Genomic DNA, 25,479 nt, shown 5'->3' with positions numbered 1-25,479 from the left:
GTCCAGACTCCCTGCTCGGTCGTAGATTTACTCCGGAGTAAGGTTACTCAAGAGTCAGGAGTTGGTCGAGATGAGTTGGTCGAGTTGATCCCCCTCGCACTCCCGCAGCCCCGCCGGGTCGCGGTCATCGGCGGCAGCCGCATCCCCTTCGCGCGCTCCGACGGGCCCTATGCACAGGCATCCAACCAGCAGATGCTGACCGCCGCGCTGAACGGGCTCGTCGAGCGTTTCGGACTCCAGGGGGAGCGGGTCGGCGAGTTCGCCGCGGGCGCGGTCCTCAAGCACAGCCGGGACTTCAACCTGGCCCGCGAGACCGTGCTCGGTTCGCTGCTCGACCCGCGCACCCCTGCCTACGACGTCCAACAGGCGTGCGGCACCGGCCTCCAGGCGGTCATAGCCGCCGCGAACAAGATCATGCTCGGGGCCATCGACTCGGCCGTCGCGGGCGGCACCGACACCACGAGCGACGCGCCGCTCGGCGTCAACGACGAGCTGCGCAGGCTGCTGCTGTCGGCCCGGCGCGCGAAGTCGGCGGGCGGCCGGGCGAAGGCCCTGACGGGCGTACGGCCCCGGCACCTCGTCCCCGACATCCCGCGCAACGCCGAACCGCGCACCGGCCTCTCGATGGGCGACCACGCGGCGGTCACCGCCCGGCAGTGGGACATCGCCCGCGCCGACCAGGACCTGCTGGCCGCCACCAGCCACCAGCGCCTCGCCGCCGCGTACGAGCGGGGCTTCCTGGACGACCTCGTCGTCCCGTACCTCGGCCTGGACCGGGACCAGAACCTGCGCCCCGGCTCCACGGTGGAGAAACTCGCCACGCTGAAGCCGGTGTTCGGCGCGGACCACCCGGACGCGACGATGACCGCGGGCAACTCGACCCCGCTCACGGACGGCGCCGCGACCGTGCTCCTGGCGAGCGAGGAGTGGGCCGAGCGGCACGGCCTGGAACCCCAGGCGTATCTGTCCCTGTACGAGACGGCCGCCGTCGACTACGTGGGCGGCGAGGACGGGCTGCTGATGGCGCCCGCGTACGCCGTGCCCCGGATGCTGGAGCGGGCCGGGCTCTCCATCGAGGACTTCGACCTCTTCGAGATCCACGAGGCGTTCGCCTCCCAGGTGCTGGCCACGCTGGCCGCCTGGGAGAAGCAGGGGCTCGCGCCCGTGGACCGGGACCGGCTCAACGTGGCGGGGTCCTCCCTGGCGACCGGGCACCCGTTCGCCGCGACGGGCGCCCGCATCGTCGCCACGCTCGCCAAGCTCCTCGCCGAACGGGACGCCCCCGGCCGGGGCCTGATCTCGGTCTGCGCGGCGGGCGGCCAGGGCGTCACGGCCATCCTCGAACGCGTGTGAGGCCGCCCGCCGTACGGGCGTGACGGGCGCGGCGGGACCCGCGCACCGCACGCCCGTACGGGGCGCGCACCAGCCGTACGAGCGCGAACCGGCTGCCCCGGCACCGGCGCCCGTCGTACGCGCCCGAACCCGGCCGCCGGCCGGGCCCGCGTACGTACCACCCCGGCCGCCGGCCGGGCCCGCACCACCCGGCGGCCACCCGCCGGCCCCAGTGAACCGCCCGACCCCGATGCCGAGGAGCCGCACGTGTCCACGCCACCCGCCCCGTCCCCCGCGCCCGCCGCCCCCGTCCTGGTCGAGCCGGCGAAGGTCCGGGCCGCCGACGGCACCGTCCGGCAGGTCTCCGTACCGGCGTTCGCCCCGCCCGTCCGGCGCGGCTCGCTCGCCGAGATCCCGTTCGACAACGCCCGCGAGGCCCCCGCCGACGCCGTCATCAGCCGCAAGCAGCCGGACGGCAGCTGGCGGGACGTGACGGCGGCCGACTTCGCCGCCGAGGTGCTCGCCGTCGCCAAGGGCCTGATCGCGGAGGGCCTGCGCGGCGGCGACCGGATCGCGATCATGGCCCGCACGACGTACGAGTGGACGCTGCTCGACTTCGCCGCCTGGGCCGCCGGTCTGGTCACCGTCCCCATCTACCCGACCTCCTCCGCCTTCCAGGCCCGCTGGATACTCCAGGACTCCGGGGCCGTCGCCTGCGCCGTCGAGACCGCCGACCAGGGCCGGATCATCAGCCAGGAACGCAAGCAGCTCGGCGGCCTCGCCCACCTCTGGCAGTTCGACACGGGTGCGCTCGGCCGGCTGAAGAAGCTCGGCAGGGACCTCCCGGACGACGCCGTCGCCGCCCGCCGCGCGACCCTGGAGCCGGAGACCCCGGCCACCCTCATCTACACCTCGGGCACCACGGGCCGCCCCAAGGGCTGCGTGCTGACCCACGGCAACTTCTTCGCCGAGGTGGACAACGCCATCGAGCTGCTGCACCCGGTCTTCAAGTCGGTCAGCAAGTACCCGGCGTCCACCCTGCTGTTCCTGCCGCTCTCGCACGTCTTCGGCCGGATGGTGGCGATCGGCTGCCTGCGCGCCCGCGTCCGCCTCGGCCACGCCCCGTCCATCCGGACCGAGGACCTGCTCGCCGACCTGGCCGGTTTCAAACCGTCGTTCCTGCTGGCCATCCCGTACGTCCTGGAGAAGGTCTACAACACCGGCCGGGCCACCGCCGAGAAGATGGGCCGCGCCTCCTCCTTCGACCGGGCGGCCCGGATCGCCCAGCGCTACGGCCAGGCCGTCGAGGCCGCCGAACACGGCACAGGGCCGGGCCCCGGCCTCGGGCTGCGCGCCGCCCGCGCCCTGTACGACCCGCTGGTCTACCGCCGCATCCGGGCCGCGCTCGGCGGCCACGTCCGGTACGCGATCTGCGGCGGCTCGCCGCTGGGCCGCCGGCTCGCCGCCTTCTACGCGGGCGCCGGCATCGAGATCTTCGAGGGCTACGGGCTGACCGAGACCACCGCCGCCGCCACCGTCACCCCGCCGCTCAAGCCCCGCCTGGGCACGGTCGGCTGGCCGATGCCCGGCACCGCCGTCCGCATAGCCGACGACGGCGAGGTGCTGCTCAGCGGCGGGCAGGTGTTCCGTGGCTACTGGGACACCGAGCGCGGCGAGGCCGTGCCCGTGCTCGACGGCGGCTGGTTCGCCACCGGTGACCTGGGCGCGCTGGACCAGGACGGCTACCTCACGATCACCGGCCGCAAGAAGGACATCATCATCACCTCGGGCGGCAAGAACGTCACCCCGGCCCCGCTGGAGGACTGGCTGCGCGCCCACCCGCTGGTCAGCCAGTGCATGGTGGTCGGCGACAACCGCTCGTTCATCACCGCCCTGATCACCCTGGAGCCGGACGGGCTCGCGCACTGGCGGCAGATGCGCAAGAAGAGGGACGTGCCCCTGCGCGAACTCGTCCACGACGAGGAGCTGCGCTCGGCGCTCCAGCGCGCGGTGGACGAGGCCAACCGGCTCGTCTCCCGGGCCGAGTCGATCCGCAAGTTCACGGTCCTGCCGGTGGACTTCACCGAGGAGGGCGGCCACCTCACACCGTCCCTGAAGCTGAAGCGGGACGCCATCGCGCGGGACTTCGCGGACGAGATCGAGGCGCTGTACCGGAAGTGAGGGGGCGGCGTCCCGACCGCGCCCCGTGCCGCCGGGGCGCGGTCAGGCGGGGGTGTCGGGGGGCGGCGTCCCCGGTTTCGTGTGGAGGAGGTCACGGGCCTCCTCCGCCGCGCGGGCCACGGCTTCGGAGACGTAGTTCAGGAACCGGGCCATGTTCTCCAGGCGGGTGCCCGCCGGGGTGTCGTGGCCGAGGACGGGGACGCCCTGGCGCGCGGTCAGCGCGAGCTGGGCGGTCGAGTGGGCGCTCGCCATCATGGACTCGTACATGATGTCGTCGTCCACGGTGTAGCGCTCGCGGCGGCCCCCATCACGCTTCCTGCGGACCATGCCCTGGCCCTCCAGGTACGTGATCGCCTTGGAGACGGACGCCGGGCTGACCCCGAGGCGTTCGGCGAGACCGGCGGCGGTGAGGCTCCCGCTGTCGGTGAGGGACAGGCAGGCCAGCACTCGGGACACCATCGGCGGCGCGCCCGACGCCATGATCATCGCGGTGAACACCTCCTCGTACGCGCGCACCGCGTCGGCGTCGCGTCCGTACGGCTGCGGGGCCGGGCGCGCCTCGCGGGGCTCGGCCTCCCTGCGGCGGTGGGCGCGGTGCTCGGTGGCGCGGTGGGCGGCCTCGGCGCGGTAGCCGGAGGGGCCGCCGTTACGGGTCACCTCGCGGGTGACCGTGGAGGTGGGGCGGTCCAGGTTCCGGGCGATCTCGGCGTAGGCCAGGCCGTCGGCCAGGCCCCGGGCGATCTGCCGGCGTTCCTGCTGGGTGAGCCTGCCTCCCGGCATCGCGGTCTCCTTCGTGGCCTGGGCGCGGCCCTGGGGCGGCCGATGGGCCGACTATAGCGTTCGCGCCCATTCCATTGCAACGAATGGTGTGGCCGATCGTTGCGTTAGGTGCGGGTCATTGCATCAACTTATCTGCTCCCGCGTGCAGTTATGCGAATCTGGTGCACGCAGGTCGTTGCCAGCTCAGTGAACGCAACGTAGCGTTTCCGTCATCGGAAAGTACGGGCCGGTGGGGCCCGCACGACCGGAGAAGGACCCCGAAGGAGCTTCTGTCATGACGAACCCGGCCATCGCGGCGAGCGGGCTGCGCAAGTCGTACGGCGAGAAGACCGTGCTCGACGGGATCGACCTGACCATCCCGGCCGGGACCGTGTTCGCGCTGCTCGGCCCGAACGGCGCCGGCAAGACCACCGTCGTCAAGATCCTCTCCACGCTGATCCGGCCCGGCGCCGGCTCCGGCGGGATCAGCGTCGGCGGCCACGACCTGGCCGCCGACCCGCAGGCGGTGCGCGCGGCGATCGGCGTCACCGGGCAGTTCTCCGCTGTGGACGGGCTGATCACCGGCGAGGAGAACATGCTCCTGATGGCGGACCTGCACCACCTGTCCAAGGCCGAGGGGCGGCGGACCGCCGCGGAACTCCTGGCCCGATTCGACCTCACCGAGGCGGCGAAGAAGCCCGCCTCCACCTACTCCGGCGGCATGAAGCGCCGCCTCGACATCGCGATGACCCTCGTCGGGAACCCGCGCATCATCTTCCTGGACGAGCCGACCACCGGCCTCGACCCGCGCAGCCGCCACACCATGTGGGGCATCATCCGCGGCCTGGTCGGCGACGGCGTGACCGTCTTCCTCACCACCCAGTACCTGGAGGAGGCCGACGAACTCGCCGACCGCATCGCCGTCCTGCACCGCGGGCGGATCGCGGCGGAGGGCAGCGCCGACGAGCTGAAGCGGATCGTGCCCGGCGGGCACGTACGGCTGCGCTTCACCGACCCGGACGCCTACCGCTCCGCCGTCCTCGCCCTGGCCGACGCCGCCCCGGACGACGAGGCCCTTTCCCTGCAACTCCCCAGCGACGGCACCCAGCGCGCCCTGCGCGCCGTCCTGGACCGGCTGGACGCCGCCGGCGTCGAGGCCGACGAACTCACCGTGCACACCCCCGACCTCGACGACGTCTTCTTCGCCCTCACCGACGCCGGCGTGCCCGCCCCGACCAAGGAGACCGTCCGATGACCAGCCTCTCCCTCGCCGTGCGCGACTCGTCCACCATGCTGCGCCGCAACCTGCTGCACGCCCGGCGCTACCCCTCGCTCACCCTGAACCTGCTGCTCACGCCGGTGATGCTGCTCCTGCTGTTCGTCTACGTCTTCGGCGACACGATGAGCGGCGGCGCGGGCCGCTCCGCGTACATCGCGTACATCGTTCCCGGCGTCCTGCTCATGACCATCGGCTCGACCACCGTCGGCACCGCCGTCTCGGTCTCCATGGACATGAGCGAAGGCGTCATCGCCCGGTTCCGCACCATGGCCATCCACCGGGGCTCGGTCCTGTTCGGCCACGTCGTGGGCAGCGTTCTGAAGACGCTCATGAGCGTGGTGTTCGTCGGGGCGGTCGGGGTGGCCATGGGCTTCCGCTCCACCGGCGCCACCGTCCTGGAGTGGTTCGCCGCCCTCGGCCTGCTCACCCTCTTCGCCCTGGCCTTCACCTGGATCGCCGTGGGCATGGGCCTGGGCAGCCCTAACGCGGAGGCGGCCGGCAACAACGCCACGCCGCTGATCCTGCTGCCGCTCATCTCCAGCGCCTTCGTCCCGCTGGACTCGATGCCCGGCTGGTTCCGGCCGATTGCCGAGTACCAGCCGTTCACCCCCGCCATCGAGTCCCTGCGCGGCCTGCTGCTCGGTACGGAGATCGGCCACAACGGCTGGCTCGCGGTGGCCTGGTGTATCGGTCTGGCCGTCCTCGGCTGCTTCTGGTCCAGGGCGCAGTTCGCCCGCGACCCCGAGTAGGCGGTCCGCCGGTTCGCCCCTCCCCCTTGCCTGATGGGCCGTCAGATACGACGATGGCCCCGCGCGGACGTCGACTGACGGCCCGTCAGGTCAAGGGGAAGGGGTCGTTCGGTGCCGATACCGCTCACCGGGCCGCTGTCGTACGGGATGCAGCTGCCCATCCAGTCGCAGAGCGCCCTCTTCGCCGAGCCGTGGGAGGCCGGGGCGACCCCGGCCGACCTCGCCGAGATCGCCAGGACCGCCGACCGGACCGGATTCGCCTACATCGCGAGCTGCGACCACGTCGCCGTCCCCCGGCGGCTCGCGGCAGGCATGGGAACCGTCTGGTACGACCCGGTGGCCACCCTCGCCTATCTCGCCGGGATCACCGAGCGGGTCCTGCTGATGAGCCATGTCGCCGTCGTCGGGCTGCGCCACCCGCTGGTCACCGCCAAGCAGTACGCCACCCTCGACCACCTCAGCGGCGGCCGGCTGATCCTCGGGGTCGGGGCCGGCCATGTGCGCGAGGAGTTCGACGCGCTCGGGGTCGGCTTCGAGGGGCGCGGGGCCCTGCTGGACGAGACGATCGACGCGCTGAAGGCCGCGCTCGGGCCGGAGGAGTACCCGCGGTTCGCGGGGGAGCGGTTCTCCTTCGCCGGGCTCGGCCAGCTGCCGCGCCCGGCCCAGGAACGGGTGCCGGTCTGGGTGGGCGGCTCCTCGCCCGCCGCGCTGCGCCGGGCCGCCGTGCGGGGGGACGGGTGGCTGCCCCAGGGCGACCCCCGGGACCGGCTGCCCGCGCAGATCGCCCGGCTGCACGCCCTGCGCGAGGAGGCCGGGAACGCCGAGCCGGTCGTCGTCGGCGCCCTCACCGAGCCGCTGTACGTGGGGGAGCCCGGCTGGTCCGTGGGGCGGCGCACGCTCAGCGGGAAGCCTCAGGCGCTGGCGGAGTCGCTGCGCGCGTACGCGGCGATGGGGGTGCACCAGATCCAGGTGCGCTTCCGCAGCCGGGGCGTGAGCGAACTGACCGATCAGATGGCGGCGTTCGCCGCCGAAGTCGCACCTCACCTCGACAGGTAGGAGTCAGGCCATGGGCAAGCTGGACGGGCGGACCGTGCTGATCAGCGGCGCCGCGCGCGGGCAGGGCGAACAGGAGGCGCGGCTCTTCGCCGCCGAGGGCGCCCAGGTGGTGATCGCCGACGTGCTGGACGAGCAGGGCGCGGCGCTCGCGAAGGAGCTGGGGGAGGAGTCCGCGCTCTACGTCCACCTGGACGTGTGCCGGGAGGAGGACTGGCAGGCCGCCGTCGCCACCGCGAAGGGCGCCTTCGGGAAGATCGACGGGCTGGTCAACAACGCGGGCATCCTGCGCTTCAACGAGCTGGTCTCCACACCGCTGGAGGAGTTCCAGCAGGTGGTGCAGGTCAACCAGGTGGGGGCGTTCCTCGGGATCAGGACCGTCGCGCCGCTGATCGCGGAGGCCGGGGGCGGCACGATCGTCAACACCTCCTCGTACACCGGGCTGACCGGCATGGCGTTCGTCGGCGCGTACGCGGCGAGCAAGCACGCCGTGCTGGGCCTGACCCGGGTGGCGGCGGTGGAGCTGGCGGCCAAGTCGGTACGGGTCAACGCGCTGTGCCCGGGTGCGGTGGACACCGCGATGACCAATCCGGCGGCGCTGGACCCGGACGCGGACCCGGAGGAGACCAAGGAGGCGGTGGACGCGCTCTACCGCAAGCTCGTGCCGCTGGGCCGGATCGGCCGGCCCGAGGAGGTGGCGGCGCTCGCCCTCTTCCTGACCTCGGACGACTCCTCGTACGTCACCGGCCAGCCGTTCGTCATCGACGGCGGCTGGCTGGCGGGCGTCAGCCTTTTCTGACGCCGCGTCAGCTATTGACTGACCCGGGAGCCGGTGGAACAGTCGGACGCACATCGCGAGCTGACGGAGCGTCAGAAACGGCGTCGATATCGATTGAGGACGGTGAACCCCCTTGGAATTCGGGCTCTTTGTACAGGGGTACGTGCCCGCCGCACGGGCCCAGGCGGACCCCGGGGCAGAGCACAAGGCGCTGATCGAGGAGACCGAGTACGTCATCCAGGCGGACAAGTCCGGCTTCAAGTACGCCTGGGCCTCCGAGCACCACTTCCTGGAGGAGTACTCGCACCTCTCCGCCAACGACGTCTACCTGGGCTACCTCGCCCACGCCACCGACCGCATCCACCTCGGCTCCGGCATCTTCAACCCGCTCGCCCCGGTCAACCACCCGGTCAAGGTGGCGGAGAAGGTCGCCATGCTCGACCACCTCTCCGAGGGCCGCTTCGAATTCGGCTCCGGGCGCGGGGCGGGCAGCCACGAGATCCTCGGGTTCATGCCGGGCATCACTGACATGAACCACACCAAGGAGCTGTGGGAGGAGACCATCGCCGAGTTCCCCAAGATGTGGCTCCAGGACGAGTACGTCGGCTTCCAGGGCAAGCACTGGTCGCTCCCGCCCCGCAAGATCCTGCCCAAGCCGTACGGGAAGTCCCACCCGGCGATGTGGTACGCGGCCGGCTCGCCGTCCTCGTACGCCATGGCCGGGAAGAAGGGGCTCGGCGTGCTCGGCTTCAGCGTGCAGAAGGTCTCCGACATGGAGTGGGTCGTCGACTCCTACAAGACCGCAGTCAAGGACGCCGAGCCGGTCGGTGACTTCGTCAACGACAACGTGATGGTCACCTCCACCGCGATCTGCGCCGAGACCCACGCGAAGGCGGTCGAGATCGCGGTCGGCGGCGGGCTCAACTACCTCCAGTCGCTGCTGTTCCGCTACCACGACACGTTCCCCCGCCCCGAGGGCATCCCCGAGTGGCCCGAGCTGCTGCCCGAGTACACCGAGGAGATCATCGAGCTGCTGATCGCCGAGGAGCTGATGATCTGCGGCGACCCGGACGAGGTACTGACCCAGTGCCGGAGGTGGGAGCGGGCGGGGGCGGACCAGCTGAGCTTCGGCCTGCCGATCGGGATCGGGCGCGAGGACACGCTTGAGTCGATCCGGCTGATCGGGGAGCACGTGATCCCGAAGATCGACACGGACCCGGTCCACCGGACGTCCCGGTTCCGGGACGCGGCGTAGACCCGGGGGCGCCGCCCCCTGACCCCCGCGCCTCAAGCGCCGGCGGGGCTGGTTTTTCAAGCCCCTCCGGCGCTTGAGGAGCGGGGTCCGGGGCGGAGCCCCGGTTACGGGAAGGGGCGGGTAGGGGAACGGGCCCGCCGCAGGCGCCCCGCCCCATCGCACCCGGCTCACCCCCCACACGGGCGGCGGCATCCCGGCCCGCCGCTCCCCGCCGGGGTGCGTACCGCGGCCGTACGCACCCCGGCGCACCACCCACCACCCACAGGAAGGGACCCCGCCATGCTCGACCACCTCATCCGCGGAGCGACCGTCGTGGACGGCACCGGCGGACCCTCCTACGCCGCGGACGTCGGCGTCCGCGGCGGCCGCATCGCCGTCATCGCGGAACCCGGCACCGTCGCCGAGGAGGCCGTGACCAGCGAGGACGCCACCGGGCTCGTCCTCGCACCCGGCTTCGTGGACCCGCACACGCACTACGACGCCCAGCTGTTCTGGGACCCGTACGCCACGCCCTCGATGAACCACGGCGTCACCACCGTCGCCGGCGGCAACTGCGGGTTCACGCTCGCCCCGCTCCACCCGGACCGGCCCGAGGACGCCGACTACACGCGGCGCATGATGGCCCGGGTCGAGGGCATGGCCCTCAAGGCGCTGGAGGAGGGCGTCGACTGGACCTGGTCCGGCTTCCGGGAGTACCTGGACGCGCTCGAAGGCCGCATCGCCGTCAACGCCGGCTTCATGGTCGGGCACTGCGCCCTGCGCCGCCACGTCATGGGCGCGGACGCGGTCGGCGGGCAGCCGACGCCCGAGCAGATGGACGCCATGCTGGCGCTGTTCCACGACGCGATGGACGCCGGGGCGTGGGGTCTGTCGACCACGCAGTCCTCCACCCACTCCGACGGCGACGGGCAGCCCGTCGCCTCGCGGCACGCGCTGCCGGAGGAGCTGCTGGCGCTCTGCCGGGCGGTCGGCGAGCACGAGGGCACGCAGATCGAGGCGATCGTGGCGGGCTGCCTGGACCAGTTCGCGGACGAGGAGATCGACCTGCTCGTGGACATGACGGCCGCCGCCGGGCGCCCGCTGAACTGGAACGTGCTGACCATCGACGCCGCCGTCCCCGCACGCGTGCCGCGCCAGCTGATCCCCAGCGAGCGCGCCCGCCGGGCGGGCGGCCGGGTCGTCGCGCTGACCATGCCGATCCTGACCCCGATGAACATGTCGCTCGGCACGTTCTGCGCGCTCAACCTGATCCCCGGCTGGGGCGACATCCTCGCCCTGCCCGTACCCGAACGCATCGAGCGGCTGCGCGACGCGGAGACCCGCGCCGAGATGCTGCGCCGCGCCGACAGCAAGGAGGCCGGGGTCTTCCGGCGCCTCGCGGACTTCGGCCGGTACGTCGTCGGGGACACCTACAGCACGGCCAACGAGGGCCTGACCGGCCGGGTCGTGAAGGACATCGCGGCCGAGCGCGGCCAGGACCCCTTCCACTGCCTGGTCGAGATCTGCGCCGCCGACGACCTGCGTACGGTCCTGTGGCCGATGCCCACCGACAACGACCCGGCCTCCTGGGCGCTGCGCAAGGAGACCTGGGAGCACGAGGACGTCCTGCTCGGCGGCTCGGACGCGGGCGCGCACCTGGACCGGATGTGCGGAGCCCCGTACACGACCCGCTTCCTCGGGGACTGCCTGCGCGGCCGGAAGCTCGTACCGCTGGAGCGGGCGGTGAAGATGCTGACCGACGACCCCGCACGCCTCTTCGGCCTGCGCGAGCGCGGCCGGGTCGAGGAGGGCTTCCACGCCGACCTCGTCCTGTTCGACCCCGAGCGCATCGACGCGGGCCCGGCGACCCTCGTCCACGACCTGCCGGGCGACAGCCCCCGGCTCGACTCCAAGGCGCTCGGCATCGTGTCGGTGCGGGTCAACGGGGTGGAGACCCTGCGCGACGACAAGGTGACCGGGGCGGTCCCGGGCACGGTCCTGCGCTCGGGCCGCGACACCAGGACGGTGAGCACCCGGTGACGAACGCGCCCCAGCGCCTGTTCATCGGCGGCGAGTGGACCGAACCGGCCGGCGGCCACTACGAGGTGACCGACCCGGCCACCGAGGAGACCGTCGGCCTCGCCCCCGAGGCGAGCCGTGCGCAGGTGTACGAGGCGGCGAGCGCCGCCCGCGCCGCTTTCGGCCCCTGGTCCCGCACCCGCCCCGAGGAACGCGCCGCGATCCTCGACCGCGCCGCCACCCTGATCCAGCGGGACGCCGCCGCCCACGCGGACCTCGCGCGGGCGGAGAGCGGCGCCACCACCGCGACGGCCCGGGGCATGCAGGTCGCCGTGGGCGCGGCCCGGTTCCGGCGCTACGCGAAGGGGGCGCTCGAACCGGTCGAGGAGGCGGTCGCGCCGCAGATCAACGAGGCCGGGCCGATGGGCCGGGCCGGGGTTTTCGGCGCGCTCGCCGTACGTCAGCCGGTCGGCGTCGTCACGTGCATCACCTCGTACAACAACCCGTGGGCCAACCCGGCGGGCAAGATCGCCCCCGCGCTCGCCATGGGCAACACCGTCGTCGTGAAGCCGGCCCCGCAGGACCCGCTCTCCGTCTACCGGATGGCCGAGGCGCTGGCCGAGGCGGGCGTCCCGCCGGGTGTCGTCAACGTGGTCAGCGGCTCGGCCCCGGCGGTGGGCGAGGCGGCCGTCGACGCGCCGGACGTGGACATGGTGAGCTTCACCGGCTCCACGGCGGTCGGGCAGCGGATCGCGGAGGTCTGCGGCCGTTCCATGAAACGGCAGTTGATGGAGCTGGGCGGCAAGGGGGCCGCCCTCGTCTTCGAGGACGCCGACCTGGACGCGGCGGTGGCGGGGATCGGTACGACGTTCTCGTTCTACAGCGGACAGATCTGTACGGCTCCGACCCGCGTCCTGGTCCAGCGGGGCGTCCAGGACGCGCTGATCGCCAAACTGGCCGCGTACGCCGGTTGTCTGAAGGTCGGCGACCCGGCGGTGAAGGGCACGGTCGTCGGCCCGGTCATCTCCGCCGCCCACCGCGACCGCGTCGAGTCGTACGTGGAGCTCGGCCGCGAGGAGGGGGCGCGGATCGTCACGGGCGGCGAGCGCCCGGACCCGACCGGCCGGGGCTTCTACGTCGCGCCGACCCTGCTGGCGGACTGCACCCCGGACATGCGGGTGGTGCGGGAGGAGATCTTCGGCCCGGTCGTGGTGGTGGTCCCCTTCGGCGACGAGGAGGAGGGCATCGCGCTGGCCGACGACAGCGACTACGGGCTGATCGACTATGTCTGGTCCGGCGATGTGGCCCGCGCCTTCCGCGTCGCCCGCAGGTTGCGGGCTGGCGGGGTGGGCGTCAACACGATCGGCCGGAACATGGAGGCGCCGTTCGGCGGGTTCAAGCGGAGCGGGGTCGGCCGGGACGTGGGCTCGTACGCGCTGCACGCGTACAGCGAGCTCCAGGCGATCGTCTGGCCGGGGTGAGCGAATGGCCGGGCCGGAGCGAACGGCCGGGCCGAGCGAACACTATTGTCTCGCCTTCAAGTATCTTGACATCGAGAGATCGACCCGGCAGGCTTCCCCAGGTCTGTTGGTCTCTTGGTGTCGAGATACCTGGGGGTGGGCGGCGGTGCGACGCGCAGGGGCGGGCACACGCGGGGCTGCGAGAACGGCGAGGGCGCCGAAGCGAGGCCCTGGCCTGCTGGCCCAACTGCGCAATCCGCCCGGCGGCCGGAACGCCCGGATCATGCTGCTCGCCCTGGCCGTCGACCGCACCGGCTCCGGCCTGTGGGCCGCCTCCTCGGTCCTCTACCTGGCCTTCGTCACCCACCTCAGCGCCCAGCAGATCGGCGTCCTGCTGGGCACGGCCGGCGTCGCGGGCATCGCGGGCTCCCCCCTCGCGGGCCGCCTGGCCGGCCGCTTCCCGGTGCGCCCGCTGCTCATCGGCTGCCACCTGCTGCGCCTGGTGACGCTCACGCTGGTGCTGCTCTGCACACGCTTCGACGCGCTGCTCGTGGTGGTCGCGGTGACCTACCTGGGGGACCGGGCGGCCAAGACCCTGGAGATGCTGTTCGCCACCCGCGCGGCGGGCGAACGCCGGGCCGCCTACCAGGCGCTGTCCCGCAGCGCGGCCAACGCCGGGTACGGGGTCGGCGCCGGAATCGCCGCCATCGGCCTCGCCGTCGGCACCACCGACGCCTACCGCGCCCTGATCCTCGGCAACGTCCTCTCCTTCGTCGTCGCCGCCGCGCTGGTGTGGCGCACGGGCGAGCCGGGGGGCCGCACGGCGGAGGTGGCGCGGGCGGTGCCCGTACCCGGCGCCGCGGCCCCCGTCCGCCCCAAGGGCCCCTGGCAGGACCGGGGTTACCTCCGCTTCGCCCTGCTGGACATCCCCATGAACCTGGACGACTCGGTCCTCGGAGTCGGACTCCCCCTGTGGCTCGTCAACCGCACCTTTGCCCCGCACGCCCTCGTGCCGGCCTTCCTGGGCATCAACACCGTGCTCGTCGTGGTGCTCCAACTGCCCGTATCCCGAAGGGCGGAGGGCCCGCGCAAGGCGGTACGGGCGGTCCTGCTGTACGGGGCCCTGATGTTCGTCTGCTGCGCCCTGCTGGCGGGCGCCACCGGCTGCGGGACCTGTGCGGCGGCGGCCGTCCTGCTCGCGGCGGCGGTCCTGGTCACGATGGCGGAGCTGATGCGCTCGGTCAGCTCCTGGGAACTGGCCGTGCTCCTTGCCCCGCCCGACGAGCGCGCCGCCTACCTGGGCGTGGCCGGCATGTCCCAGTCCATCCAGAAGTCGGCGGGCCCGCCGCTGCTGACGGGCGTGGTGATGGCCGCGGGTCCGGCGGGCCGGCTGGCGCTGGGGGTGGTGGTCGCGGGACTCGCGGTGGCGCAACAGCGTTGCTGTGCGGTGCGGTTGCGGACCATGCAGCCTCCGGTCCGGGCCGCCGCCCCCGCCGGGAGGGCGACCTGACACCCGCGTTCGTGAACACCGGCCCTCCGTAAGGCCGTTGCGGTCCGGCCTCTACGCTGTGCCGACGCGTCCGCACCGGCAGCGGCCGGGGGCGGAGCGCGCGGAGGAGGGGACATGCGAAGACCTGTGCTCTGGGGCACGGTGGCCACCGCGGTGGCCATGACCATGCTGGGGACGGCGACGGCGCACGCCGAGGGGCGGGGCGACATCCGGGTTACCAAGGCCGTGACCAACAACGGCAAGAACGTCATCGTCGGCACCAGTAAGACGGTGACCTTCCCGGTCAAACTGACGATCAAGGACAACTCGGGCGTCAGGAGCCTGAGTGAGATCCGAGCGGGCCAGGGGAGCGCCATGGGGGGTGCGCCGGTCGAGACGGTCGGCACGACGTGCAGGAAGCTGAGCGCCACCACATCGGAGTGCACAGCGACGATGCGCCTCAAACCGGTGTACTTCCCCTCGTACAACAGCGAGGAGAACGCCAACACCGCGGCCGGCGGCTGGTGCTCGTACGGCATCACGAATGCTGTCGACGACGACTACTGGATCTTCGACTGCGTCGCCCCGTTCAAGCTCAAGCGCGCCGCGACCCTGACGGCCGCCGCGACCGGGCCGAGCCCGCTCTCCGGCGGCAAGAAGGTCAAGGTCACGGGCACGCTGACCCGGGCCGACTGGGAGGCGCTGAAGTACCGCGGCTACGGCGGCCAGAGCGTCAAGCTCCAGTTCCGCAAGGCCGGGGGGAGCGCGTACACGACGGTGAAGACGGTCAAGACGAACAGCGCGGGCCGAGTCTCCGCGACGGTGACCGCGAGCGGCCCCGGCAGCTGGCGGTGGTTCTACCCGGGCACCTCCACCACCGCGCAGGTCGCCTCGCCGGGCTCCACCGTGACGCTGGCACCGGCCACGATGCGCGCCAACGTGCCGCGCGTCATGCACGCCGCCACGGCAGGCTGACGGGGCGCGCCACCGGGTCCCCGATCCGCCGGCGCCTCGGCCTGGCGCCCCGGACCGCATACGTTGGAGCGGCCACGCGACAACGACGGAGGTGCCTTCGTATGCGGATCGCCACCACGATCTTCCTCACCGACGAGACCATCACCCCGGTGCGGCTCGCGCACCAGCTCGAACAGCGCGGGTTCGCCGGGCTCTACCTGCCCGAGCACACCCACATCCCGGTGAGCAGGGAGACCCCCTACCCGGCGGGCGGCGAACTGCCCCGCGAGTACGGCCGCACCCTGGACCCCTTCGTCGCCCTCGCCCAGGCCGCGGCGGTCACCGAGCGGCTGGCCCTGGGGACCGGCATCACGCTGATCGCCCAGCACGACCCGATCGACCTGGCCAAGCAGATCGCCACCCTCGACCACCTCTCCGCAGGCCGCTTCACCCTGGGCATCGGCTACGGCTGGAACGTCGAGGAGGCCGCGGACCACGGGGTGGCCTGGTCGACGCGCCGGAGCCTGGGCCGCGAGCGGCTGGCGCTGATGCGGGCGCTGTGGGCGGAGGAACCCACGGCCTACGAGGGCGAGTTCGCCTCGGTGCGGGCCAGCCACGCGCACCCCAAGCCCTTCCAGCAGCCGCGCGGCCCGCTGACCGGCCCGCGCACCCTGATCGGCGGCGCCGCGGGCCCCAGGCTCTTCGCGCACATCGCGCAGTCCGCGGACGGCTGGCTCCCGATCGGCGGCCGGGGCCTCACGGAGTCCGTCCCCCGGCTCCGTACCGCCTGGCAGGAGGCGGGCCGCGACCCGAAGGACCTCCAGGTCGTCCCGTACGCGGTCGTCCCGGACCCCGGCAAGCTGGCCCACTACGCGGACCTGGGCATCGAGGAGATCGTCCTCCAACTTCCCCCGGCCGCCGCGCCGGAGGTGCTGCGGACGCTGGACGCGTACGCGGCGTACCTCTAACCCGCCTCGGCGGCCAGCGCGTTCATGGTGGCCACCGGCAGGACCGGGTTGGCGGCGGCCCGTGGAGCGAGTTCGGCGTCGTCGAGCAGCGCCGCGATCCGGGCCCGGGGGAGCCGGGGGTGACGGGCCGCGTCGGCGCGGACCAGCGGGTCCGGGTCGCGGGTGAGCCGGTCCGCGGTCTCCGGCGCCAGCCGGGGACCGAGCAGGGCGAGGCGGCGGACGGCCGGGTCCTCGTCGTCCGCGAACCGGGAGAGCCCGTCCCGCGGGAAACCGGGGCGGCGCGTCAGGTGCCACCGGTGGCGGCCGGTGTACTCCAGGAAGCTGCGGAGCAGCAGCGCGGCCGGGGCGTCCGGATGGTTCTGGCACAGCAGTACGCGGACGCCGGGGTCCGGGTCGTCCGCGAGCGCCGCCACCAGGTCGCCCGGGAGTCCGGGGTCCCGGGCCGCCCGCCGCCGTAGCAGCGGGTGCGTGGACAGCGCGTCCCGGCGCAGCTGGTCCGGGTCCGGGACCGCATCCGGGTACCAGCAGTGTCCGTACGCGTCGTCCTCGGGCACCACGTAGTGGATCGCGGCCCGTTCCGCCTCGGTGAGGTCCGGGTGGACGGAGAGGGCGAGGCGCACCCCCGGGTCGGGGTCCACCGCCAGCGCGCGCCGCTGGGCCGGTGGGAGGCCGGGGCGCCCGGCGACCCGGATGCGTACCTCCGGATCGGCGTGCCCGGCGAGGACGGCGACGGTCCCGGCCGGCGTGCTGGTGTTGCCCGCCACCGTCCACGCGTCATCCGGCAGGGCGGCGGCCAGGACGTCGGGGGCCAGGGCGCCGTACATCAGTAGACCGGTGCGCGCGTGGCAGTGGTGGCCGGGCAGGTCCTCCCGCACCGCGTCCGGGTCCCGGCGCCGCTCGTGCAGCTGATGGCTGCGGGCCGCCGACTCCCTGACGCCCGGGTCCGGGTCGGCCAGCAGCGCGGTCCTGACCCCGGGCGTCAGCCACTCCCAGAACCCGCCGCACGCCATTCGCCGTACCCGGGCCACGGGATGGGTCGCCATGGTGCGCCGCAGCCCGGTGGACATCTGCCGCAGCACCCCGGTACCGACCAGGTCGTCGTCGTACGTCTCGATGATCCGCACGACGGTCCGGTCCGGCAACGGCCGCACCGGGCAGCCGTCGTCGTCGGGGCGCGGGCCCTCGGCCAGATGCGCCCGCACGAACCACGCGGGGTCGTCCACCAGCCGGGCCCGCTGCTCCGGTCCGGCGTGCGGATTGCGGGCGAGGAAGCTGCGCGTGTACGGGTCCGGGTGGTCCACCACCGCGTCCGCGACGGAGTCGGGCAGCGCCCGGTCCCGGCACAGCGCCATCCGCACGGCGGCCGACCCGCCCGCGAGCAGCCGCAGCAACACGTCGTCGGGGGCCGCCGGATTGAGCGCGAGACCGGCGAGCCGCCGCTCGGCGGGGGTGGCGGCCTGTTCGATCTCCTCGGGAGTCACGGCGGGGATGATGTCATGCCCGGGCCCTGAGCGGTGGGTTCATATCCGCCGGGCCACGAAGACGAACTCCCGGCCCGGACGGTCGGGCGCGTCGCGCACGTCCTCCACCACGTATCCGTGTGCGCGCAGGTCCCGTTCGACCTCCTCCCGCTCGCGGAAGCGCAGCGTCGAGTCCGAGACCAGCACCTCACCGTCCGCCGCGAACCGGTAGGTCCAGCGGAAGGTGACCAGGGGCCCGGCGGCCTCGGTCAGCTCGACCCAGCTCTCGACCGGGCCGACGCCGGGCACCTCGTCCACACTGTGGGAGTTCTCGCGGGTCCACTCCTCCCAGGCGCGCCGGGCCGGATCACGCGTCTCGAAGACCAGACGCCCGCCGGGCCGCAGCGCTTCGCGGGCCCCCCGCAGGGTGGCGTGCCAGGTCTCGGGGCCGGCGATGGCCTGGGCGACGTTCGCGGTCATCGTCGCGAGGTCGACGCGCAACGGCGGCAGGTCCGTCGCGTCACCGTGGATCCAGCGCACGCGCTCGCCGCCCGGCTTGGCCCGGGCCACGTCGATGGATGCGAGGGCGGGATCGACGCCGACGACCTCCCTCCCGCGATCGGCCAGGAGCAGGGCGAACACTCCTGTGCCGCAGCCGATGTCCAGGACGCGGCACGCCTCGAACTCCTCCGCCATCAGCGCGTAGGCGTCGAGGTCGCTGCGGTCGGGGTCGAGCGGATCGTAGAGCCGGGCCAGTCGTGGATGCGCGAAGGAGTCGTCAGCCATGCCGTTGAACGTAGGCGGGGTGCGTACTGGTCCGCGAGCGCGTTTCGGGGGTGTACGCGGGCGTGACGCCCGTACGCCGCATGCCCGTTGGTCACAATAGGATCACTCCTCCTCCCCGATTTCCACACATCTCGTTCGAGGTAATACCGTCACTCCACTCGAAGAGACATCGGAAGAGACATGGGGGGCGGCATGCCCAATGCGTTGAGCCGGCGCAAGCGGATCTGGATAGGCGGCATCGCCCTGTTCGCCTTCGGGGCGGTGGGCTGCACGCAGTCCGGGCAGGACGACGCGGCGTCCACGGCGGCGACGAGCGCCGCGCCGGCCCCCACGGTCACGGTGACCGTCACGGCCACGGCGACCGAGACCGCCACGCCCGCCCCGGCGCCCACGGTGACCAAGACGAAGACCGTGAAGGTGCCCGGTCCGACCGTCACGGCGACCGTCACCAGGGCGACCTCCTCCGGGTCCGGTTCCGGGGGCAGTGGGTCCGGTGGCGGGGGGACCACGGCGACCAGCACGTGTTCGATCCGCTCCAACGCGGGCAACTGCTACCGGGCCGGCCAGTTCTGCCGGAACAGCGACCACGGCGCCCTGACGACCACGGCCACCGGTGCGCGTATCAAGTGCGGCTACAGCGGGAGCGCCTGGCGGTGGTCGTACGCGTGAGGGCGGGGAGGCGGCGGAGCGATCCGCCACCCCGGGGCTGACCGCTCCGGCTTCGATCGTCCGTTCGGAGCCCGGTGATAGCTTGGCCGGTCAGTTCTGACATGAACACTTTGCCAAGGGGGAGCGCGTGCGGCGGTCGGTGCGGAGTCGGATGGTGGCCGGAGCGGCGGCCGGGACGTTGGCCCTGCTCTTCGCCTCGGGCTGTTCGTTCAGCGTGGGCGGTGGCAAGGTCGTCAAGAAGGACGAGGTCGCCAAGCAGGCATCGGCGGGCCTGGGCAAGGAGGTCGGCCGCGAGCCCGAGGACGTGACCTGCAAGGACGACCTCAAGGCCAAGGTCGGCGAGACCGTACGCTGCACGCTGAGCGATGGCGGCAAGAAGCTGGGCATGACGGTCACCGTGAAGTCGGTCGACGGCGACAACGTCAAGATGGACTACAAGGTGGACGGCGGATCGGACACCGGCGCCTCCGCCGACCCCCAGCCCAGCGACTCCGCCCAGCCCACCGACACGACGACCGGCGGCACGGGCGGGGCCCAGTCCGTGGGCAAGGCGGAGGTGGCCCGCCAGGGCAAGGCCGCCCTGGCGGCCCAGGTCGGCAAGGATCCCGACGCCTTCTCCTGCCCGGAGAACCTCCCGGCCCGGGTCGGCGCCACGATCCGCTGCCGGCTGACCGATGGCGGCACGCAGTACGGAGTGACGGTCACCGCGAAGTCGACCGAGGGCGGCACGGTGAACATGGACTTCAAGGTGGACCAGGCGCCGGGCGGCTGAGCGGGGCCGGACGGACGGCGAGCGTCTGGCCCGTGCTCGCCGTCCGGCTGGTCAGCCCTGACGCGCGTACGTGACGAACGCGGCCCAGGCCGTGGGCGCCACGTCGAAGTGGGGACCCGGGATGTTCTTCGAGTCGCGGACGTGGACGGCGGAGGCGCAGGAGGCGACCTCGATGCAGTTGCCGCCCTCGCCGCTGCTGTAGCTGGACTTGCGCCAGTCGTAGGCGACCTCGATGCAGTTGCCGCCCTCGCCGTCGCTGTAGCTGCTCTTGAACCAGCGCAGTTGCTCGGTTTTCATTGGTCTCCCAACATCTTCTCGATGAGCGTCAGGGTCTCCCTGGGGGAGAGTGCCTGCGCCCGCATGATGCCAAAGCGTTCGGTGAAGACTCGCACCTCGGCCGGGTCCGTGATCAGCCTTCCATATCCATAAGTCTCGGTGTACGCGGCCTCTGGGCGCCCTCTCGGAGTGACCAGAGTGAATGACGCGTTCAGGCTGGGGTGTTCGGTCCGATCTGTTGTCATTACCTGGAGTTCGACCGTGCGCATCCGTCCTACTGTCAGCAGCCGCTGCAGCTGGGCACGGTGGACGGCCCGCCCGCCGATCGGGCGCTGTAGGACGGCCTCCTCCACGATGAAGCTCAGCGTCGGAGCGGGCCAGCGCTCAAAGATCTGCTGCCGGGCCATGCGGTCGGCCACACGCTTTTCGATCGTCTGCTCGTCCAGCAGCGGCCGCCGTTGGGTGAAGACCGCCCGCGCGTACTCCTCGGTCTGGAGGAGGCCCGGGATCACCTGGTTGTTGTAGTCATGCAACGCAACCGCCTCCGCCTCCGTCCGGGCGAAGTCCCGGAACCACCCCGGATGCCGCGTACGCGACCGCGCCAGCGCTTCCCGTACCTCGTCCGCCGCCGCCTCCAGCAGACCGCCCGTGTTCAGGGCGCGGTCGGCGAGGATCAGGAACTCCGGCTGCGGGGTGCGGACGCCCCGTTCCATCGCGGAGATCAGGTCCTCGCCGCAATGGGTCGCCGTGGCCAGTTCCTTCTGGCTCATGCCCGCGCGTTCGCGCAGGAACTTCAGCTGTCTGCCCAGCGCCCTGAACAGGTGGGCGGTCCCGTCCGATTCGGCCGGACGCTCCGGCCGCTCTTCACGTTGCGTGTTCGTCATCTTCCCCGTACCGCCTCTGTCCGTCCGGTCACGGCCGACGTCCCGTACAGCCGGTCGGGCGGGCCCGTACAGCGTTACGGAGTCGTGGTGTCACTCCTGGTCAGCGTACGAGCACACGGCCACGCTGAGTCACATGAACGCCGAAATCACCCTTGTGGGTACCGAATTCGTCCAGCGCTTCAGCGCATGCCGTCGAGGCGCCCGTCTCGCCCGCCGTCTCGCCGTGCACCAGCTGGACGCGTGGGGCGTGCCGTACGGGAGCGAGCTGTCCGACGACGTGGCGGTGGTCGTGGCAGAGCTGGCCGCGAACGCGGTGCTGCACGGCCATGTGACGGGGCGGGACTTCGAGCTGCGCGTGCTCCCCGTGGCGGACGGGTTCCGCGTCGAGGTGTCGGACGCGCGCGGCGAGCGGCGGCCGGAGGTGTGCGCGGGTGGTCCCGATGCCGCCGAGAACGGGCACGGGCTCCGCCTGGTCGAAGCGTTGGCGGCGGAGTGGGGCGTGGCCGAGCGGGTGGTCGGCAAGACGGTGTGGGCGCGGGTGGCTCGGGGGGATGACCGCCGGCCGGCGGTCAGCCGACGCGGCCCACGTGAATGACGATGATCGTGACGTGGGCGTCCTTGATCTCGTACAGCACTCGGTAGCGCCCGACGTGCATGCGGCGCAGTGGCCCGGTTCCTCAAGGACGACCCGGACGGACTGCGCCTGCTCATGGATGCCGTCGATCTGCTCGCCGAGAATCCGCTCCCCGAACGAGCGGCGCCCTACGGCTCGCCCGGTTGCGGTTCTGTTCAGTGGGTCGCGCGTCCCGTACCCGAGAGGGGCGAGCGCCCCCTACAACGCCCGCAGCGCCCGCACTCGCGTCCGTCCCGGCGCCTCCTCCGTCGGCTCCGCCGACCCCGCGCCCTCCACCAGCCCCGGCAGTTCCGTCAGCGCGGACACGTGGAAGTCCGCCGTCTCGACCACGTCCGGGTGGTCCGCCCACCAGTAGCCGGCCGCCCCGCGCCGGATGTGGGCCGCGCGCAGGCCCGAGGACTTCGCCGGGAACAGGCCGCGCGCCGGGTGGGCGCCCACGTAGAGCGTGGCGCGGGGGTCCGCGCCGGAGGCATCGAGGACGCGGGCGAAGAACTCCGGGTCCGGGGGCGCAACTCCCCACTCCCCGGAGGTGGCCACCAGGTCGGCCGGGAGGTCGAGGGCGCGCAGCAGCTCGCCGGCCCGGGCCGTGCCGGTGCCCGCGACCACCACCCGTACGCCCAGCTCCCGCAGCCGGGCCAGGGCCGGGCGCACGTCCGGGTAGAGGTCTGACTCGTCGAGGTGTTCGCCACGCCCGGCGGCGGCGCGGGCGTGGGCCGCCTCGGTGACGTCCATGCCGGGGCGCAGCAGGGTCAGTGCGTCGGCGCTGTCGCGGCCCTGGGCGACCGCCGCCCCGACCAGGGCGCTCAGCGTGTGCGGCGGGACGCCGAGCCAGTCGGCCCAGGACGCCCAGTACCGGTCGTCGCGGATGAGTGTTTCGCCGATGTCGAGGACGATCGTTTCCATCACCGGGCCGAGCCTACGGGGCCCGGCCCCGCGTACGGCCGAGGCGCAAGGGGCGCGTGTGACCTGCGGGAGAACCGCACGGTCGGCGGTCACCCGCCCGCTCGTATGCTCGTTGGCATGACCGATCCTCAGCGCGGACGCCCCACCACCAATTCGATGCGGCGTGCGCTCAAGCGTGCCCGTGACGGTGTCGCCCTCGACAGCGCGGAGGCCGCGGTCCTGCTCCAGGCGCGCGGCGACGATCTGACGGATCTCGCCGCGTCCGCCGCCCGGGTGCGGGACGCGGGCCTGGAAGCGGCGGGGCGGCCGGGAGTGATCACGTACTCCCGCAAGGTCTTCATCCCGCTGACCCGGCTCTGCCGCGACAAGTGCCACTACTGCACCTTCGTCACCGTGCCCGGCAAGCTGCGGCGGGCCGGGCACGGCATGTTCCTGTCGCCGGACGAGGTGCTGGCCATCGCACGCGAAGGTGCCGCGATGGGCTGCAAGGAGGCGCTGTTCACGCTCGGGGACCGGCCGGAGGACCGCTGGCCCGAGGCGCGGGAGTGGCTGGAGGCCGAGGGGTACGACGACACCCTCGCGTACGTACGCGCCATGGCGATCCGGGTCCTTGAGGAGACCGGGCTGCTCCCCCACCTCAACCCCGGGGTGCTCACCTGGACCGACCTCCAGCGCCTCAAGCCGGTCGCGCCCTCGATGGGGATGATGCTGGAGACGACGGCGACCCGGCTCTGGTCCGAGCCCGGCGGCCCGCACCACGGCTCACCCGACAAGGAACCCGCCGTACGGCTGCGCGTACTCGAAGACGCCGGCCGGTCCAACGTGCCCTTCACCACCGGGGTCCTCATCGGGATCGGGGAGACGTACGAGGAGCGCGCCGACGCGCTGTTCGAGCTGCGCCGCACCGCCCGCGCCTACCACGGCATCCAGGAAGTCATCGTCCAGAACTTCCGCGCCAAGCCGGACACCGCGATGCGCGGCATGCCGGACGCGGAGCTGGAGGAGCTGGCCGCCGCCATCGCCGTCGCCCGGCACATCCTCGGCCCCTCCGCCCGCATCCAGGCCCCGCCGAACCTGGTCGACGCGGAGTACGCCCTGCTCATCGGCGCCGGCATCGACGACTGGGGCGGGGTCTCGCCCCTCACCCCGGACCACGTCAACCCCGAGCGCCCCTGGCCGCACATCGACGAACTCGCCGCCCGCACCGCCGAGTCCGGCTTCGCGCTGCGGGAACGGCTGACCATCTACCCGGAGTTCATCCAGCGCGGCGAGCCCTGGCTCGATCCCCGGCTCCTCCCGCACGTGCGCGCGCTCGCCGACCCGGAGACGGGCCTTGCCCGCGAGGGGGCGATCCCCGCCGGGCTGCCCTGGCAGGAGCCCGACGAGGGCTTCAACGCCTCCGGCCGCACCGACCTGCACCGCACCATCGACACCGAGGGCCGCACCGGCGACCGCCGCGACGACTTCGACGTGGTGTACGGGGACTGGGAGGCGCTGCGCGAGGCGGCGGCCCCCGGGATGGTGCCCTCGCGGATCGACGGCGATGTGAAGACCGCGCTCAGCCAGGCCGCCGACGACCCGACGCGGCTCACCGACGACCAGGCGCTCACCCTGCTCCACGCGGACGGGCCCGCCCTGGACGAGCTGTGCCGGATCGCGGACACCCTGCGCCGGGACGTGGTCGGGGACGACGTCACGTACATCGTCACGCGCAACATCAACTTCACCAACGTCTGCTACACCGGCTGCCGATTCTGCGCCTTCGCCCAGCGCCGCACCGACGCCGACGCGTACACCCTCTCCCTGGACCAGGTCGCCGACCGGGCCGCCCAGGCGTGGGACGTCGGCGCGGTCGAGGTCTGCATGCAGGGCGGCATCCACCCGGACCTGCCCGGCACCGCGTACTTCGACATCGCGCGGGCGGTGAAGGAGCGCGTTCCCGGCATGCACGTCCACGCGTTCTCGCCGATGGAGGTCGTCAACGGGGCGACCCGTACGGGGATGTCCATCCGGGACTGGCTCGTCGCCGCGAAGGAGGCCGGGCTCGGCTCGATCCCCGGCACGGCCGCCGAGATCCTGGACGACGAGGTCCGCTGGGTCCTCACCAAGGGCAAGCTCCCCACCGCGACCTGGCTGGAGGTCATCAGGACCGCCCACGAGGTCGGCCTGCGCTCGTCCTCGACCATGATGTACGGGCATGTCGACCAGCCCCGCCACTGGCTGGGCCATCTGCGCACCCTGGCCGCGCTCCAGCAGGAGACCGGCGGCTTCACGGAGTTCGTGACGCTGCCGTTCATCCACACCAACGCGCCCGTCTACCTCGCCGGCATCGCCCGCCCCGGCCCGACCGACCGCGACAACCGGGCCGTCACCGCGATGGCCCGCCTGCTGCTCCACCCGCACATCACCAACATCCAGACCAGCTGGGTCAAGCTGGGGACGGAGGGCGCCGCCGAGATGCTGCGCTCCGGTGCGAACGACCTGGGCGGGACGCTGATGGAGGAGACCATCTCCCGCATGGCCGGGTCGAGTTATGGCTCGTACCGCTCGGTCCAGGACCTGGTCGCCATCGCCGACCTCGCCGGGCGCCCGGCGAAGCCGCGTACCACGCTGTACGAGGAGGTGCCCGAGGAACGGGTCGCGGCGGCCACCGGGTCGGACGGGCACCTGCCGGAGCTGCTGCCGGTGCTGCCCGACTGACGGCGGGGCTGCCGGTGCTGCCCGACTGTCGGCGGGCTGCCGGTGCTGCCCGACCGACGGGCGGGGGCTGCGCGCCGCCCCCGGGCGGGGCGGGATCGGTCCCCGGGCGATGCGGGCCGCCCGGGCCGGCCGGACCGCCC

The 25,479-nt window shown here is 72.9% G+C and carries 23 protein-coding genes; 16 read left to right on the top strand and 7 right to left on the bottom strand.

Annotated elements, in window-relative coordinates:
* Nucleotides 1-75 precede the first annotated feature (75 nt).
* Both E6R18_RS22305 and E6R18_RS22300 read left to right on the top strand, forming a co-directional pair.
* Nucleotides 76-1,353 (top strand): acetyl-CoA C-acetyltransferase, encoded by a 1,278-nt coding sequence (locus E6R18_RS22305; RefSeq protein WP_136318674.1) that lies wholly within the window; start codon nt 76-78, stop codon nt 1,351-1,353.
* A gap of 246 nt (nt 1,354-1,599) precedes the next feature.
* A complete protein-coding gene (locus E6R18_RS22300) occupies nt 1,600-3,513 on the top strand; it encodes an AMP-dependent synthetase/ligase (RefSeq protein WP_136318673.1) in 1,914 nt (637 codons plus the stop codon).
* Nucleotides 3,514-3,555: 42 nt separating this feature from the next.
* Here E6R18_RS22300 and E6R18_RS22295 read toward each other — a convergent pair whose 3' ends face one another.
* Nucleotides 3,556-4,293, bottom strand: a complete 738-nt coding sequence (locus E6R18_RS22295) for a helix-turn-helix domain-containing protein (protein ID WP_136318672.1) — start codon at nt 4,291-4,293, stop codon at nt 3,556-3,558.
* 274 nt (nt 4,294-4,567) lie between these two features.
* Between E6R18_RS22295 and E6R18_RS22290 the strand changes: the two genes are divergently transcribed.
* The 10 genes from E6R18_RS22290 (at nt 4,568) to E6R18_RS22245 (ending at nt 16,255) form a co-directional block, all read left to right on the top strand.
* On the top strand, nt 4,568-5,527 hold the full coding sequence (locus E6R18_RS22290; RefSeq protein ID WP_136318671.1) for an ATP-binding cassette domain-containing protein: 960 nt from the start codon (nt 4,568-4,570) through the stop codon (nt 5,525-5,527).
* On the top strand, nt 5,524-6,300 hold the full coding sequence (locus E6R18_RS22285) for an ABC transporter permease (protein WP_136318670.1): 777 nt from the start codon (nt 5,524-5,526) through the stop codon (nt 6,298-6,300). Before E6R18_RS22290 ends, E6R18_RS22285 begins: the two co-directional genes overlap by 4 nt.
* A gap of 111 nt (nt 6,301-6,411) precedes the next feature.
* Nucleotides 6,412-7,356, top strand: a complete 945-nt coding sequence (locus E6R18_RS22280; RefSeq protein WP_136318669.1) for an LLM class F420-dependent oxidoreductase — start codon at nt 6,412-6,414, stop codon at nt 7,354-7,356.
* A gap of 10 nt (nt 7,357-7,366) precedes the next feature.
* On the top strand, nt 7,367-8,152 hold the full coding sequence (locus E6R18_RS22275; protein ID WP_136318668.1) for a glucose 1-dehydrogenase: 786 nt from the start codon (nt 7,367-7,369) through the stop codon (nt 8,150-8,152).
* Nucleotides 8,153-8,264: 112 nt separating this feature from the next.
* A complete protein-coding gene (locus E6R18_RS22270) occupies nt 8,265-9,386 on the top strand; it encodes an LLM class flavin-dependent oxidoreductase (RefSeq protein WP_136318667.1) in 1,122 nt (373 codons plus the stop codon).
* 279 nt (nt 9,387-9,665) lie between these two features.
* A complete protein-coding gene (locus E6R18_RS22265; RefSeq protein ID WP_136318666.1) occupies nt 9,666-11,405 on the top strand; it encodes a D-aminoacylase in 1,740 nt (579 codons plus the stop codon).
* The gene (locus tag E6R18_RS22260) at nt 11,402-12,865 is read left to right on the top strand and encodes an aldehyde dehydrogenase family protein (RefSeq protein WP_136318665.1); all 1,464 of its coding nucleotides are present in this window, start codon (nt 11,402-11,404) and stop codon (nt 12,863-12,865) included. Before E6R18_RS22265 ends, E6R18_RS22260 begins: the two co-directional genes overlap by 4 nt.
* A gap of 262 nt (nt 12,866-13,127) precedes the next feature.
* Nucleotides 13,128-14,354 carry an MFS transporter gene (locus E6R18_RS22255; RefSeq protein WP_136318664.1) on the top strand — a complete coding sequence of 409 codons (1,227 nt, stop codon included), beginning with the start codon at nt 13,128-13,130 and terminating at the stop codon, nt 14,352-14,354.
* Between the two features lie 114 nt (nt 14,355-14,468).
* Nucleotides 14,469-15,308 carry a hypothetical protein gene (locus E6R18_RS22250; RefSeq protein ID WP_240799823.1) on the top strand — a complete coding sequence of 280 codons (840 nt, stop codon included), beginning with the start codon at nt 14,469-14,471 and terminating at the stop codon, nt 15,306-15,308.
* A gap of 101 nt (nt 15,309-15,409) precedes the next feature.
* Nucleotides 15,410-16,255 carry an LLM class F420-dependent oxidoreductase gene (locus E6R18_RS22245; RefSeq protein ID WP_136318663.1) on the top strand — a complete coding sequence of 282 codons (846 nt, stop codon included), beginning with the start codon at nt 15,410-15,412 and terminating at the stop codon, nt 16,253-16,255.
* Here E6R18_RS22245 and E6R18_RS22240 read toward each other — a convergent pair.
* Complete coding sequence (locus E6R18_RS22240; RefSeq protein ID WP_136318662.1) at nt 16,252-17,736, bottom strand: hypothetical protein; 1,485 nt, start codon at nt 17,734-17,736, stop codon at nt 16,252-16,254. The two genes, E6R18_RS22245 and E6R18_RS22240, sit on opposite strands and share 4 nt — an antisense overlap.
* 39 nt (nt 17,737-17,775) lie before the next feature.
* On the bottom strand, nt 17,776-18,501 hold the full coding sequence (locus E6R18_RS22235) for a class I SAM-dependent methyltransferase (protein WP_136318661.1): 726 nt from the start codon (nt 18,499-18,501) through the stop codon (nt 17,776-17,778).
* Nucleotides 18,502-18,693: 192 nt separating this feature from the next.
* Between E6R18_RS22235 and E6R18_RS22230 the strand changes: the two genes are divergently transcribed.
* Nucleotides 18,694-19,170 (top strand): hypothetical protein, encoded by a 477-nt coding sequence (locus E6R18_RS22230; protein ID WP_136318660.1) that lies wholly within the window; start codon nt 18,694-18,696, stop codon nt 19,168-19,170.
* Between the two features lie 151 nt (nt 19,171-19,321).
* On the top strand, nt 19,322-19,942 hold the full coding sequence (locus tag E6R18_RS22225; protein WP_136318659.1) for a DUF4333 domain-containing protein: 621 nt from the start codon (nt 19,322-19,324) through the stop codon (nt 19,940-19,942).
* A 51-nt stretch (nt 19,943-19,993) separates the two neighbouring features.
* Here the strand turns inward: E6R18_RS22225 and E6R18_RS22220 are convergent, their stop codons facing one another.
* Both E6R18_RS22220 and E6R18_RS22215 read right to left on the bottom strand, forming a co-directional pair.
* Complete coding sequence (locus E6R18_RS22220; protein WP_136318658.1) at nt 19,994-20,239, bottom strand: DUF397 domain-containing protein; 246 nt, start codon at nt 20,237-20,239, stop codon at nt 19,994-19,996.
* Nucleotides 20,236-21,102, bottom strand: coding sequence for a helix-turn-helix transcriptional regulator (locus E6R18_RS22215; RefSeq protein WP_136318657.1), 867 nt, complete (start codon nt 21,100-21,102; stop codon nt 20,236-20,238). The genes E6R18_RS22220 and E6R18_RS22215 overlap by 4 nt, the downstream gene beginning before the upstream one ends.
* 133 nt (nt 21,103-21,235) lie before the next feature.
* Between E6R18_RS22215 and E6R18_RS22210 the strand changes: the two genes are divergently transcribed.
* Nucleotides 21,236-21,697: an ATP-binding protein gene (locus E6R18_RS22210; RefSeq protein WP_136318656.1), complete on the top strand. Its 462-nt coding sequence runs from the start codon at nt 21,236-21,238 to the stop codon at nt 21,695-21,697.
* Here E6R18_RS22210 and E6R18_RS22205 read toward each other — a convergent pair.
* Entirely contained in the window at nt 21,672-21,758 is an 87-nt protein-coding gene (locus E6R18_RS22205; RefSeq protein WP_136318724.1) for a hypothetical protein, read from the bottom strand. The two genes, E6R18_RS22210 and E6R18_RS22205, sit on opposite strands and share 26 nt — an antisense overlap.
* Before the next feature lie 176 nt (nt 21,759-21,934).
* Nucleotides 21,935-22,639 carry an HAD family hydrolase gene (locus E6R18_RS22195; protein ID WP_346764995.1) on the bottom strand — a complete coding sequence of 235 codons (705 nt, stop codon included), beginning with the start codon at nt 22,637-22,639 and terminating at the stop codon, nt 21,935-21,937.
* A 117-nt stretch (nt 22,640-22,756) separates the two neighbouring features.
* Between E6R18_RS22195 and E6R18_RS22190 the strand changes: the two genes are divergently transcribed.
* Nucleotides 22,757-25,339, top strand: coding sequence for a bifunctional FO biosynthesis protein CofGH (locus E6R18_RS22190; RefSeq protein ID WP_206308355.1), 2,583 nt, complete (start codon nt 22,757-22,759; stop codon nt 25,337-25,339).
* Nucleotides 25,340-25,479 lie beyond the last annotated feature (140 nt).

Origin of the sequence: Streptomyces sp. A1277, assembly GCF_004795015.1 — a bacterium.
Lineage (GTDB): Bacteria > Actinomycetota > Actinomycetes > Streptomycetales > Streptomycetaceae > Streptomyces.
This window is presented reverse-complemented; position numbering and strand designations above follow the sequence as displayed.

Coding starts and splice junctions, on each gene's coding strand:
- E6R18_RS22295 (WP_136318672.1), bottom strand. CDS start 4,293: ATGCCGGGAGGCAGGCTCACCCAGCAGGAACGCCGGCAGATCGCCCGG.
- E6R18_RS22290 (WP_136318671.1), top strand. CDS start 4,568: ATGACGAACCCGGCCATCGCGGCGAGCGGGCTGCGCAAGTCGTACGGC.
- E6R18_RS22285 (WP_136318670.1), top strand. CDS start 5,524: ATGACCAGCCTCTCCCTCGCCGTGCGCGACTCGTCCACCATGCTGCGC.
- E6R18_RS22275 (WP_136318668.1), top strand. CDS start 7,367: ATGGGCAAGCTGGACGGGCGGACCGTGCTGATCAGCGGCGCCGCGCGC.
- E6R18_RS22265 (WP_136318666.1), top strand. CDS start 9,666: ATGCTCGACCACCTCATCCGCGGAGCGACCGTCGTGGACGGCACCGGC.
- E6R18_RS22255 (WP_136318664.1), top strand. CDS start 13,128: ATGCTGCTCGCCCTGGCCGTCGACCGCACCGGCTCCGGCCTGTGGGCC.
- E6R18_RS22250 (WP_240799823.1), top strand. CDS start 14,469: ATGCGAAGACCTGTGCTCTGGGGCACGGTGGCCACCGCGGTGGCCATG.
- E6R18_RS22245 (WP_136318663.1), top strand. CDS start 15,410: ATGCGGATCGCCACCACGATCTTCCTCACCGACGAGACCATCACCCCG.
- E6R18_RS22235 (WP_136318661.1), bottom strand. CDS start 18,501: ATGGCTGACGACTCCTTCGCGCATCCACGACTGGCCCGGCTCTACGAT.
- E6R18_RS22230 (WP_136318660.1), top strand. CDS start 18,694: ATGCCCAATGCGTTGAGCCGGCGCAAGCGGATCTGGATAGGCGGCATC.
- E6R18_RS22225 (WP_136318659.1), top strand. CDS start 19,322: ATGGTGGCCGGAGCGGCGGCCGGGACGTTGGCCCTGCTCTTCGCCTCG.
- E6R18_RS22220 (WP_136318658.1), bottom strand. CDS start 20,239: ATGAAAACCGAGCAACTGCGCTGGTTCAAGAGCAGCTACAGCGACGGC.
- E6R18_RS22215 (WP_136318657.1), bottom strand. CDS start 21,102: ATGACGAACACGCAACGTGAAGAGCGGCCGGAGCGTCCGGCCGAATCG.
- E6R18_RS22210 (WP_136318656.1), top strand. CDS start 21,236: ATGAACGCCGAAATCACCCTTGTGGGTACCGAATTCGTCCAGCGCTTC.
- E6R18_RS22205 (WP_136318724.1), bottom strand. CDS start 21,758: ATGCACGTCGGGCGCTACCGAGTGCTGTACGAGATCAAGGACGCCCAC.
- E6R18_RS22195 (WP_346764995.1), bottom strand. CDS start 22,639: ATGGAAACGATCGTCCTCGACATCGGCGAAACACTCATCCGCGACGAC.
- E6R18_RS22190 (WP_206308355.1), top strand. CDS start 22,757: ATGACCGATCCTCAGCGCGGACGCCCCACCACCAATTCGATGCGGCGT.